Genomic DNA, 12,055 nt, shown 5'->3' with positions numbered 1-12,055 from the left:
CCCGTATCTTGCGATACGGGCATTTTTTTCAACTGTCTATCAGGACGTCCAGTGAAAAATCACTTAGATCGTCAGCGTCCAGTCGTAGTCTACGATCAGCGGTGCGTGTTGCGAGAACCGCGGCTGGCGTGGCAGGCGTGCGCTGCGTACGAAGCGGCGCAGGCCCGGGGTCAGCAACTGATAGTCGAAGCGCCAACCGAGGTTGAGCATCTCCGCCTGTTCGTTGTCCGGCCACCAGCTGTACTGGTCGCCTTCACGGCTGACTTCCCGCAGGGCGTCGACATAACCCATGTTGCCGACAATTTCGTCCATCCAGGCACGTTCAGGTGCCAGGAAGCCCGGAGATTGCTGGCTGTCGCGCCAGTTCTTGATATCCAGCTTCTGTTGCGCCACGTACAGCGAGCCACAATAAATGTACTCGCGACGTTTGCGCCGCTGTTTATCCAGATAACGGGCGAAGTCGTCCATTAGCTTGAACTTCTGGTTCAAGTCTTCATCGCCGTTCTGCCCCGAAGGGAGCAGCAAGGTCGCGATGCTGACCTTGTCGAAATCGGCTTGCAGGTAGCGCCCGTAGCGGTCGGCCGTCTCGAAACCGAGACCGCTGATGACAGCCTTCGGTTGCAACCGCGAATACAAAGCCACGCCGCCTTGGGCAGGGACTTCAGCATCGCAGGCATAAAGGAAGTAGCCATCCAGTTGGAAGGCTGGGTCATCCAGTTCAAAGGCGGAGGCACGGGTGTCCTGCAGGCAGATGACGTCGGCATTCTGTGCTTGCAGCCAACTGAGCAAACCACGCTCGACTGCAGCCTGAATACCATTGACGTTCACACTGATGATCCGCATAAATGGCCCCAAAAATCGCGTGCGTGTATGATACACGGCGTCAAGCTAATTAGCTAAATCCGTGGTATTTGGGGTTTTTTTCATGCAAGCGTATCAGCGCGATTTCATTCGTTTTGCCATCGATCGCGGCGTTTTGCGCTTCGGTGAGTTCACCCTGAAGTCCGGGCGTACCAGTCCTTACTTCTTCAACGCCGGCTTGTTCAACTCGGGTTCGGCCCTGGCGCAGCTGGGGCGCTTCTACGCCGCAGCTATCGCCGAAAGCGGCATTCCCTTCGACGTGCTGTTCGGCCCGGCCTACAAAGGCATCCCGTTGGCGGCGACCACCGCCGTGGCCCTGGCCGAGCATCACAACCGTGACCTGCCATGGTGCTTCAACCGCAAGGAAGCCAAGGCCCACGGCGAAGGCGGCAGCCTGGTTGGCGCACCGCTGACTGGCGACGTTCTGATCATCGACGACGTGATCACCGCCGGCACCGCGATCCGTGAAGTGATGCAAATCATCGCTTCCCAGGACGGCGCCAAGGCCGCCGGCGTGCTGATCGCCCTGAACCGTCAGGAGCGTGGCAACGGCGAGTTGTCGGCGATCCAGGAAGTCGAGCGTGACTTTGGCATTCCGGTCATCAGCATCGTTTCGCTGAATCAGGTGCTGGAGTTTCTGGCTGATGATCCGCAGCTCAAGCAGCATCTGCCAGCCGTGGAAGCCTACCGCGCGCAGTTTGGTGTCTGACCACAGATCCCTGTGGGAGCGGGCTTGCCCGCGATGACGTAGTGTCAGTCGACAGGGATGTTGGTTGATAGATTGCTATCGCGGGCAAGCCCGCTCCCACATTGTCGCCGTATGAAAAAGACCCCGCTCAGCCAGGCCGAGCGGGGTCTTTTTTGTATGCGCTATCGCTTAAGGACGCTTGCGATTGCTGATCAGGGTGCCCACGCCGGTATCGGTGAAGATTTCCAGCAGGATCGCGTTCGGCACGCGACCGTCGATGATCAGCGAGCTGCCCACACCGCCCTGGACCGCTTCCAGTGCGCAGCGGATCTTCGGCAGCATGCCGCCGTAGATGGTGCCGTCGGCGATCAGGTCGTCGACTTGCTGGGTTGTCAGGCCGGTCAGGACCGTGCCCGACTTGTCCATCAGGCCGGCGATGTTGGTCAACAGCATCAGCTTCTCGGCTTTCAACGCTTCGGCGACTTTACCGGCCACCAGGTCGGCGTTGATGTTGTACGACTCGCCGTTGGCGCCGACGCCGATTGGCGCGATCACCGGAATGAAATCGCCCTTGACCAGCAGGTTCAGCAGGTCGGTATTGATGCCAACTACTTCGCCCACATGGCCGATGTCGATGATTTCCGGGGTGGTCATTTCCGGCGTCTGACGGGTAACGGTGAGCTTCTTCGCGCGAATCAGCTCGGCGTCTTTACCGGTCAGGCCGATAGCGCTGCCGCCATGACGGTTGATCAGGTTGACGATGTCCTTGTTGACCTGGCCGCCGAGGACCATTTCCACCACGTCCATGGTCGCGGCATCGGTGACGCGCATACCGTCGACGAAATGGCTCTCGATCGACAGGCGCTTTAGCAGGTCACCGATTTGCGGGCCGCCACCGTGAACCACCACCGGGTTGATACCCACGGCCTTCATCAGCACGATGTCGCGGGCGAAGCCGGTTTTCAGCTCCTCGCTTTCCATCGCGTTGCCGCCGTATTTGATCACCAGTGTCTTGCCGACATAACGGCGGATGTAAGGCAGCGCTTCGGACAGGACCTTGGCGGTGTTGGCGGCGGCTTCGCGTTCGAGGGTCATTTAGGGCTCCGGGTGAATCAGAACGGTAGTTGGAGATCAGGTGCAACACGCTTCAACTGGGCGTGGAAAACGTCCTTGATGCGCTGCAATTCAGCCTCGTCATCGGCCTCGAAACGCAGCACCAACACCGGTGTGGTGTTGGATGCGCGTACCAGGCCCCAGCCTTTGGCATAGTCGACTCGCACGCCGTCAATGGTGGTCAGGTCAGCGCCTTCGCCCCACTGTGCATCGTGCAATGCATCAATGATGCTGAATTTGCTCTCTTCGGTCACATGGATATTGATTTCCGGCGTAGAAATATCGTTCGGGAAGGTCGCGAACAGCTCTTCGGCCGAGGATTTCTCCTTACTGAGGATCTCCAGCAAGCGTGCGGCGCTGTAGATGCCGTCGTCGAAACCGAACCAGCGCTCCTTGAAGAAGATGTGCCCGCTCATTTCGCCAGCCAGCAGGGCGCCGGATTGTTTCATTTTCTTTTTGATCAACGAGTGACCGGTCTTCCACATTAACGACCGGCCGCCGTATTCCTTGATCAGCGCAAACAGGCGGCGGGTGCATTTGACGTCGAAGATGATCTCGGCGCCCGGGTTGCGCGCCACGACGTCGCGGGCGAACAGCATCAGCAGGCGGTCCGGGTAGACGATGCTGCCGGTGTTGGTCACCACGCCGACGCGGTCGCCATCGCCATCGAAGGCCAGGCCGATGTCGGCCTTGGTTTCCTTGACCTTATTGATCAGGTCCACGAGGTTTTCAGGCTTGCCCGGGTCCGGGTGGTGGTTCGGGAAGTTGCCGTCCACTTCGCAGAACAGCGGGATGACTTCGCAGTTCAGCGCTTCGATCAGTTGCGGGGCGATCACGCCGGCCGCGCCGTTGCCGCAGTCGACGACCACTTTCAGGCGACGGGCCAGCTTGATGTCCTGGACGATTTCGGTGGTGTAGCGGTCGAGGATCTCGACCTGGGTGATGCTGCCCTGGCCGCTGCTCAGGTCGTTGGTCTTGAGGCGGTCGTGCAGGGCCTGGATCTGTTCGTTGGCCAGGGTGTCGCCGGCAATGACGATCTTGAAGCCGTTGTAGTTCGACGGGTTGTGGCTGCCGGTGAGCATCACACCGGATTTGCCGGCCAGTACGTTGGCGGCGTAGTAGAGCGCCGGAGTCGGGACCAGGCCGACATCACTGACGTGGCAGCCGCTGTCGGCGATGCCTTTGATCAGTTGTGCGACCAGTTCCGGGCCGGACAGACGGCCATCGCGACCGACGGATACGTTTGGCTCGCCCTGGGCCAGGCTTTGGGAGCCGACGGCGCGGCCGATCCAGTAAGCGGTTTCAGCGTTCAGGAATTCCGGGACGGTGCCGCGGATGTCGTAGGCGCGGAAGATGCTGTCAGGGAACTTGGGTGCGACTTTGGCCGGGGTGTTCATCTGTGGAAATGCTCCATCTCGAAAGTGACTGGACAGGCCGCCGGTTCATTTGGCGGCAGGTTCAAACTGAAGGGTATGACGGCGTTTTCCACAGAGAGTTCGTGGTATGAAATGGCCATGACGCCCCTGGCGGCGGGGGATTGACCGGGCAATGCCTTGATTTTCGGAGCTAAACCTTGAAGATGACATTTTGAATTTTGTGGCGAGCTCCCTCGCCACAATGGATCTCTATCGAATCAACGGGTACCGGTATGGCCGAAACCGCCAGTGCCGCGCTCGGTTTCAACAAACTCTTCAACCATCTCGAAGTGGGCCTGCACCACCGGCACCAGCACCAGTTGTGCCAGACGCTCGCCGACCGGCATGGTGAATTCGGTCTGGCCACGGTTCCAGCAAGAGACCATCAATGGGCCCTGGTAGTCGGAGTCGATCAGCCCCACCAGGTTGCCCAGCACGATGCCGTGCTTATGGCCCATCCCCGAGCGCGGCAGAATCAGCGCTGCCAGGTTCGGGTCACCGATATAGACCGACAGGCCGGTGGGAATCAGCACGGTTTCACCCGGCTTGATCACGGTGTCCTGTTCCAGCATGGCGCGCAGGTCGAGGCCGGCGGAGCCTGGTGTGGCGTATTGCGGCAGCGGGAATTCGGTACCGATGCGGGGGTCGAGGATCTTGGCTTGCAAAGCGTGCATGTAAATTAAACCTGGTTCAGACGTTCGGCGATAAAAGTGATCAGCTGGCGAGCAATCTTGCTCTTGCTGGTCTGGGCGAAGAGTGTGGCGTGAAGCTCACGGTCGATGACGCTGCAGGCGTTTTCTTCGCTGTTGAAGCCAATGCTCGGATTGGCGACGTCGTTGGCGACGATCAGATCGAGGTTCTTGTCTTTCAACTTGCGTGCAGCGTAATCGAGCAGGTGTTCGGTCTCGGCGGCGAAACCGACACTGAACGGACGGTCGGGGCGGGTGGCGATGGTGGCCAGGATGTCCGGATTACGCACCATCTGTAGCAACAAGCCGTCGCCGTTCGTAGGATCTTTCTTGAGTTTCTGTGGGGCAACGACTTCCGGGCGGTAGTCCGCGACTGCTGCCGAGGCGATGAACAGGTCGCAAGGGATCGCCGCTTCGCAGGCGGCCAGCATGTCGCGGGCGCTGACCACGTCGATGCGGGTGACACGATCCGGGGTCTGCAGGTGCACGGGACCGGTGATCAGGGTTACGCGGGCACCGGCTTCCACGGCAGCTTCGGCCAGGGCAAAGCCCATTTTTCCGGAGCTGTGGTTGGTGATGTAGCGCACCGGGTCGATGTTTTCCTGGGTCGGGCCGGCGGTGATCAGCACGTGTTTGCCGGTCAGTGCCCGACGCTGGAAGCAGTCGGCGGCGCACTGGGCCAGTTCAAGGGCTTCGAGCATGCGCCCCAGGCCGACGTCGCCGCAGGCCTGGCTGCCGGAGGCCGGGCCGAAGACCTTGATGTCGCGGCTTTCGAGGGTTTGCAGGTTGGCCTGGGTCGCCGGATCGCGCCACATGGCCTGGTTCATTGCCGGTGCAACGGCGACCACTGCGTCGGTGGCCAGCACCAGCGCGGTCAGCAGATCATTGGCAATGCCTTGGGCCAGGCGGGCGATCAGGTCTGCGGTGCCGGGAGCGATCAGCACCAGATCGGCCCATTTGGCCAGTTCGATGTGGCCCATGGCCGCTTCGGCCGCCGGGTCCAGCAGGTCCAGGTGGACCGGGTGCCCGGACAGGGCCTGCATGGTCAGCGGGGTGATGAACTCTGCGCCGCCACGGGTCATGACCACGCGCACTTCGGCGCCCTGATCGATCAGGCGGCGAACCAGGTCGGCGCTTTTGTAGGCAGCGATACCGCCGCCGACGCCCAGAACAATGCGTTTCCGATACAGCCGCTGCATAGGCCTGCCTTTCAATTCGTTGGTGACATACGTAGCGAAACCCCCTCCCCAGGATGAATTCGCCCGCAAAAAAAGATGGGCTACGATATCACAGCGACCGCTACGGAACAGCGGTGCCCACAGACAGGGAGGTGCTATGAGTATTCGCGATTGGCCGGCGGCGGAACGGCCGCGGGAGAGGTTGCTTGAACAGGGCGCGGGAAGCCTTTCGGACGCCGAGTTGCTGGCGATCTTTTTACGTACAGGCGTGGTAGGTAAAAGCGCCGTAGATTTGGCGCGACACCTGTTGAATCAGTTTGGCGGCCTGCGTTTGCTGCTTGAGGCCGATCAGGAAACCTTCAGCAAGCAGTTGGGACTTGGGCCGGCGAAATTTGCACAGTTGCAGGCTGCGCAAGAAATGAGCAGGCGTCATCTGGCCGAGCGTGCACGCCAAAAATCGGCACTGGAAAATCCGCGCGCGGTTCGCGAGTACCTGAAATCGATGCTGCGCCACGAGCCACACGAGGTGTTTGGTTGCCTGTTTCTCGATTCCAGGCATCAGGTACTGGCGTATGAGACGCTGTTTCGCGGCTCCATCGACAACACCAGCGTTCATCCGCGAGAGGTGGTCAAGCGCGCCTTGGCCAACAACGCAGCGGCATTGATCCTCTGCCACAACCATCCTTCGGGCAACACCGACCCCAGTCAGTCCGACCGGGTGCTGACCAAGCGCCTGCAAAAGGCGCTGGAGTTGATTGACGTGCGGGTGCTCGACCATTTCATCATTGGAGACGGCGATCCGTTGTCGATGGCGGAGTATGGGTGGATGTAGTGCATGGCCCCTGTAGGAGCGAGCTTGCTCGCGATAAACCCGAGAACGCTGCAGGGTGTCTGGCTACCCGCGTTATCGTTCACGACCATCGCGAGCAAGCCCGCTCCCACAAGGTTTTGTGTTGAGGCGAGTTACTTGAGGTTGACCTTGGAGTAGTCCTGCCGCCCGAACGGGCTGACCGAATACCCCTCGACATCCTTGCGTGTCAGCGCGAACGCAGTCGGGTGGGCCAGGGGCAGCCACAGCGCCTGCTGCTGGATCTGCGCCTGGGCCTGTTCGTAGAGCTTGCTGCGCACACCTTGCTCGCCGGTGGTCTTGCCGGCGCTGATCAGCTTGTCCAGGTCCTGATTGCAGTAGCGGGCGAAGTTGGTGCCGGACTTGACTGCGGCGCAGGAGAACTGCGGCGTGAGGAAGTTGTCCGGGTCGCCGTTGTCGCCAGCCCAGCCCATGAACAGCAAGTCGTGCTCACCGGCCTTGGCGCGGCGAATCAGCTCGCCCCATTCGATCACGCGGATTTCAGCCTGAATGCCGATTTCCGCGAGGTCAGATTGAAGCAGTTGAGCGCCAAGGCTTGGGTTGGGGTTGAGCAGGCTGCCGGAAGGGCGGGTCCAGATGGTGGTCTGGAAGCCGTCCTTGAGTCCGGCCTTGGCCATCAAGGCTTTGGCCTTGGCGATGTCGTGAGGGTAACCCGGCAGGCCTTTCGCGTAGCTCCAGGTGTTGGGCGGGTACGGACCGTTGGCCGCCTCGGCAGTGTCTTCGAACACGGCTTTGACATAGTTGGCCTTGTCGAAAGCAAGGTTGATGGCCTGGCGGACTTCAGGCTTGTCCAGTGGCGGATGCTGACTGTTGATGCCGACGAATGCGGTCATGAATGCGTCAGTCTTTTCGACTTTCAGCGTCGGCTCTTTCAGCGCTTCCTGTACGTCCAGAGGCTTGGGCGACAGGGCGATCTGGCATTCATTACGGCGCAATTTCTGCAGGCGCACATTGGCGTCGGGGGTGATGGCGAAGATCAGCGGATCTACAGAAGGTTTGCCGCCGAAGTATTCTGGGTTGGCTTTGTAGCGAACCGAGGCGTCCTTCTGGAAACGGGTGAAAACGAACGGCCCCGTGCCGATCGGCTGGCTGTTGAGCTTCTCGGGTGTGCCGGCCTTCATCAGTTTGTCGGCGTATTCGGCCGAATAGATCGAGGCGAAGCCCATGGTCAGGGTCGCCAGGAAGGTCGAGTCCGGGTGGTCGAGGGTGAAGCGCACGGTCTGCGGATCGAGGGCGTCGATCTTCTTGATCAGTGCAGGCAACTGCATCGATTGCGCATGCGGGAAGCCGCTCTGGGCGACTTTGTGCCACGCATTGGCCGGGTCGAGCATGCGGTCGAAGCTGAAAATCACGTCCTCGGCGCTCAAGTCACGCGTCGGGGTGAAGTACTCCGTGCGATGGAATTTCACCTGTGGGTGCAACTTGAAGACGTAGGTCAGGCCGTCGGGGCTGACTTCCCAGCTGTCGGCGAGGCTGGCGACCACTTTGCCACTGGCCGTGTCGAAGTCCACCAGGCTGTTCATCAGCACATCGGCCGAGGCGTTGGTGGTGGTCAGCGAGTTGTACTGCACCACGTCGAACCCTTCAGGGCTGGCCTCGGTGCAGACGCTCAGGGCGGCGGCAAAGGCCTGTGGACTCAGCAGAAGCGGGGCGAGCAACAGCGGTAGGGCAGCAAGGCGCATGGTCGGCTTCCTTTACAGGTCGAAGGCCCATCTGCAAGTGCAGTCTGGAAAAGGCTTACCCTAGTGGGCTCTTTTGCAAATGACTATCCCCTTTTTCATTTTGGGGGGACTATAGGCGCCAGATTTTGCTGTGCAGCGGTTGAGCAAAACCCCTGGTTGGCTCGATGAGCGATTCTCTGCGACGAGCGGTCGCCATCGACGATAGCCTTTGTCCAAGGCGCTCGGAGCCCGGAAAACGGGGTTTTTGTGAATTCTACGCACACTGAATGTTGTTGCTCTCCAGTCTTTCTGGTATAAAGCAGCGCTCTTTTCTAGGGGCCCGGTTCCTTCACTGTAGGTGTAGCCGGTAAGACCTCTAAAGAAACGCGGCGCCTGGCGCCAAATGACTGAGAGATTAAGCGGCCAACCCATGCCGGGTTGGGCATGTGGTTTTAGAGGGCTGAGGCATGTCTAGAGTATGTCAAGTTACCGGTAAGGGTCCGGTAACCGGGAATAACATTTCCCACGCAAACAACAAAACCCGTCGTCGTTTCCTGCCGAACCTGCAGCATCACCGCTTCTGGGTTGAAGAAGAGAAACGTTTTGTGCGTCTGCGCGTATCTGCCAAAGGCATGCGTATCATCGACAAGCGTGGCATCACTGTCGTGCTGGCCGAACTTCGCCGCGATGGCAAGGTTTAAGGGAGCTAATCATGCGTGAATTGATTCGTTTGATTTCGAGCGCCGGTACTGGTCACTTCTACACTACCGACAAGAACAAGCGTACTACCCCGGACAAAATCGAGATCAAGAAATATGATCCGGTTGTTCGCAAGCACGTGATCTACAAAGAAGGCAAAATCAAGTAATTGATTTTTCCCTCTTACGAAAAAGGCCCGTATCGCGAGATACGGGCCTTTTTTGTTGCGCGGGAATCAAGTTGTTTTGTCAGTACCGAAACGAATCAGCCGCAGTTGATGCTGACGATGATTCTGTCGGCATTGGTATGCAGGTTGATACGTCGCGGGCGCAGGTCCCAGCTCGAAGGGTACTTCGGTCCAGTGGCTCGCACTGGCGCGCCATTGGCCAGGGCGCGAACTTCTTCAAGCAGTTGCGGGGTGCATTTCTGGCCGATGGTGTATTGGGCGATGGCGAGATCGCATTGATCGGGTAAGACTGGCATGTTGCCTCCTTGCATGACTGTTGGTTGGGGCGCCTGCGTCGCCGGGTGGCAGCACGTCCTGTGCGTTACCGTCCCGACGATGAAATACGTGGCACCTGTCAGCAAGTCTTACCCGGTGTCGCTGCCCTGGGCCAGCGGCAGAGTGTCAGCGACTGTTTCGATGTGGGTTCAAGCCTTCTGTTCAAACGCCACGTAGATCTTGCGGCACGGCTCCAGCACTTCCCAGGTGCCCTTGAAGCCGGCAGGGATCACGAAGCGGTCGCCTGCGCGCAGGGTCTTGGCATTGCCCTCGCTGTCACGTAGCACCGAAACCCCTTGCTGGATCTCGCAGTATTCGTGCTCGGTGAAGTTCACCGCCCACTGCCCGACTTCACTTTCCCACACGCCAGCATTCAACTGGCCACAAGGGCTTTTGTAGTGGTTGTAAGCCGCTTGCTCCGGGTTACCCTTGAGCACTTTGGCCGGGTCCGGGCGGTAGCGTTCGGCGGCGGTGGTGGCTTGGCTGAAGTCGACGACGTTCTGGATATTCATTGTTGTTATCTCCCGTGATTACGTAGAAAGGCTCAAAGTCTATGTTTATTAAAATGAACATCGCAAGGCCGTTTGCCAGCGTTTTGTCAAATATATTGAAACTTCATATGCGGCTGGTTTAGGGTGGTGGATGCCTTGGGCCGAAAAGCAGGCTGGCCGGGCAGAATTCCTGACAGCGCCCGCGAAGAACGCGGGTGTCGTATCAATAAGAGGAGGACACTCGCATGACCACCCTGACCCGTGCCGACTGGGAGCAACGTGCCCGCGACCTGAAAATCGAAGGCCGCGCCTATATCAATGGCGAATACACCGCCGCCGTTTCCGGCGAGACTTTCGAGTGCATCAGCCCGGTCGATGGCCGTCTGCTGGGCAAGATTGCCAGCTGTGACGCCGCCGATGCCCAGCGCGCTGTGGAAAACGCTCGCGCCACCTTCAATTCCGGTGTCTGGTCGCGCCTGGCGCCGACCAAGCGCAAATCCACCATGATCCGTTTCGCCGGCCTGCTGAAACAGCACGCCGAAGAGTTGGCTCTGCTTGAAACCCTGGACATGGGCAAGCCGATCAGCGATTCCCTGTACATCGACGTTCCCGGCGCGGCGCAAGCCCTGAGCTGGAGCGGCGAAGCCATCGACAAGATCTACGACGAAGTAGCGGCCACCCCGCACGACCAGCTAGGTCTGGTGACCCGTGAGCCGGTGGGTGTTGTTGGCGCCATCGTGCCGTGGAACTTCCCGCTGATGATGGCGTGCTGGAAACTCGGTCCTGCGCTGTCCACCGGTAACTCGGTGATCCTCAAGCCGTCCGAAAAATCCCCGCTGACCGCCATTCGCATCGCTGAACTGGCTGTCGAAGCCGGCATCCCGAAAGGCGTGCTGAACGTGCTGCCGGGTTATGGCCACACCGTCGGCAAGGCCCTGGCCCTGCACAACGACGTCGATACCCTGGTGTTCACGGGTTCGACCAAAATCGCCAAGCAGCTGCTGATCTACTCCGGCGAGTCGAACATGAAGCGAGTCTGGCTCGAAGCCGGCGGCAAGAGCCCGAACATCGTGTTCGCCGATGCGCCGAACCTGCAAGACGCTGCCGAAGCCGCAGCTGGCGCCATCGCCTTCAATCAGGGCGAAGTCTGCACCGCCGGTTCGCGCCTGCTGGTGGAGCGTTCGATCAAGGACAAATTCCTGCCGCTGGTGATCGAAGCGCTGAAAGCCTGGAAGCCGGGCAACCCGCTGGATCCGGCGACCAACGTTGGTGCGCTGGTCGATACCCAGCAGATGAACACCGTGCTGTCCTACATCGAGTCCGGTCATGCCGACGGTGCCAAGCTGGTGGCCGGTGGCAAGCGTACGCTCCAGGAAACTGGCGGCACTTACGTTGAGCCGACGATTTTCGATGGCGTGAGCAATGCGATGAAAATCGCCCAGGAAGAAATCTTCGGCCCGGTACTGTCGGTCATTGCATTCGACAACGCCGAAGAAGCCGTCGCGATCGCCAACGACACGCCGTACGGCCTGGCTGCTGCGGTCTGGACGGCCGACATTTCCAAGGCTCACCTCACCGCCCGCGCACTGCGTGCCGGTAGCGTGTGGGTCAACCAGTACGATGGCGGCGACATGACCGCACCGTTCGGTGGCTTCAAGCAGTCCGGCAACGGTCGCGATAAATCGCTGCATGCTTTCGACAAGTACACCGAGCTGAAGGCGACCTGGATCAAGTTGTAAGCCGTTAAGGGAGGTCTGTTGTAGAGCGGGCCTCCCGAACGACGCAGATCCCTTGTGGGAGCGGGCTTGCTCGCGAAGGCGGTGTATCAGCCAACGTTGATGTTGGATGTGATGACCTCTTCGCGGGCAAGCCCGCTCCCACATTGTTTTG

Annotated in this window: 12 protein-coding genes and 1 pseudogene; 5 read left to right on the top strand and 8 right to left on the bottom strand. The window is 59.8% G+C overall.

From position 1 onward, the window contains the following. Positions 1-63: 63 nt before the first annotated feature. Positions 64-843 (bottom strand): catabolite repression control protein Crc, encoded by a 780-nt coding sequence (gene crc / locus AC3IT6_RS28495; RefSeq protein WP_003176915.1) that lies wholly within the window; start codon positions 841-843, stop codon positions 64-66. 82 nt (positions 844-925) lie between these two features. Here crc and pyrE point away from each other — a divergent pair, with 82 nt between their 5' ends. Then, positions 926-1,570: an orotate phosphoribosyltransferase gene (gene pyrE / locus AC3IT6_RS28490; protein ID WP_011336558.1), complete on the top strand. Its 645-nt coding sequence runs from the start codon at positions 926-928 to the stop codon at positions 1,568-1,570. 168 nt (positions 1,571-1,738) lie between these two features. On the opposite strand, the gene argB is transcribed toward pyrE, so the two are convergent. From argB to coaBC, 4 genes and pseudogenes are all read right to left on the bottom strand, one after another. Continuing rightward, on the bottom strand, positions 1,739-2,644 hold the full coding sequence (gene argB / locus AC3IT6_RS28485; RefSeq protein WP_008047078.1) for an acetylglutamate kinase: 906 nt from the start codon (positions 2,642-2,644) through the stop codon (positions 1,739-1,741). A 17-nt stretch (positions 2,645-2,661) separates the two neighbouring features. Beyond that, positions 2,662-4,038: pseudogene (locus AC3IT6_RS28480) on the bottom strand (phosphomannomutase/phosphoglucomutase); the annotation flags it as partial. A gap of 257 nt (positions 4,039-4,295) precedes the next feature. After that, positions 4,296-4,751 (bottom strand): dUTP diphosphatase, encoded by a 456-nt coding sequence (dut, locus tag AC3IT6_RS28475; RefSeq protein ID WP_007975171.1) that lies wholly within the window; start codon positions 4,749-4,751, stop codon positions 4,296-4,298. Positions 4,752-4,756: 5 nt separating this feature from the next. Continuing rightward, positions 4,757-5,965 carry a bifunctional phosphopantothenoylcysteine decarboxylase/phosphopantothenate--cysteine ligase CoaBC gene (coaBC, locus tag AC3IT6_RS28470; RefSeq protein WP_489353829.1) on the bottom strand — a complete coding sequence of 403 codons (1,209 nt, stop codon included), beginning with the start codon at positions 5,963-5,965 and terminating at the stop codon, positions 4,757-4,759. A 136-nt stretch (positions 5,966-6,101) separates the two neighbouring features. Between coaBC and radC the strand changes: the two genes are divergently transcribed. Then, positions 6,102-6,776: a RadC family protein gene (gene radC, locus AC3IT6_RS28465; RefSeq protein ID WP_489353828.1), complete on the top strand. Its 675-nt coding sequence runs from the start codon at positions 6,102-6,104 to the stop codon at positions 6,774-6,776. A 131-nt stretch (positions 6,777-6,907) separates the two neighbouring features. On the opposite strand, the gene AC3IT6_RS28460 is transcribed toward radC, so the two are convergent. After that, on the bottom strand, positions 6,908-8,494 hold the full coding sequence (locus AC3IT6_RS28460) for an ABC transporter substrate-binding protein (protein ID WP_489353827.1): 1,587 nt from the start codon (positions 8,492-8,494) through the stop codon (positions 6,908-6,910). A gap of 446 nt (positions 8,495-8,940) precedes the next feature. On the opposite strand from AC3IT6_RS28460, the gene rpmB reads away from it, so the two are divergent. Together rpmB and rpmG are read left to right on the top strand one after the other, a co-directional pair. Further along, on the top strand, positions 8,941-9,174 hold the full coding sequence (rpmB, locus tag AC3IT6_RS28455) for a 50S ribosomal protein L28 (RefSeq protein WP_007975166.1): 234 nt from the start codon (positions 8,941-8,943) through the stop codon (positions 9,172-9,174). A gap of 11 nt (positions 9,175-9,185) precedes the next feature. Continuing rightward, positions 9,186-9,341 carry a 50S ribosomal protein L33 gene (gene rpmG, locus AC3IT6_RS28450; RefSeq protein WP_003177274.1) on the top strand — a complete coding sequence of 52 codons (156 nt, stop codon included), beginning with the start codon at positions 9,186-9,188 and terminating at the stop codon, positions 9,339-9,341. Positions 9,342-9,436: 95 nt separating this feature from the next. Here the strand turns inward: rpmG and AC3IT6_RS28445 are convergent, their stop codons facing one another. Next, positions 9,437-9,655 carry a peptidase inhibitor gene (locus AC3IT6_RS28445; protein WP_150753847.1) on the bottom strand — a complete coding sequence of 73 codons (219 nt, stop codon included), beginning with the start codon at positions 9,653-9,655 and terminating at the stop codon, positions 9,437-9,439. 168 nt (positions 9,656-9,823) lie between these two features. Next, positions 9,824-10,186 (bottom strand): cupin domain-containing protein, encoded by a 363-nt coding sequence (locus AC3IT6_RS28440; protein WP_489353826.1) that lies wholly within the window; start codon positions 10,184-10,186, stop codon positions 9,824-9,826. Positions 10,187-10,410: 224 nt separating this feature from the next. Between AC3IT6_RS28440 and AC3IT6_RS28435 the strand changes: the two genes are divergently transcribed. After that, positions 10,411-11,904, top strand: a complete 1,494-nt coding sequence (locus tag AC3IT6_RS28435) for an aldehyde dehydrogenase (protein ID WP_489353825.1) — start codon at positions 10,411-10,413, stop codon at positions 11,902-11,904. Positions 11,905-12,055: the final 151 nt, after the last annotated feature.

It is taken from the genome of Pseudomonas sp. KH_017 (genome assembly GCF_057840285.1).
This window is presented reverse-complemented; position numbering and strand designations above follow the sequence as displayed.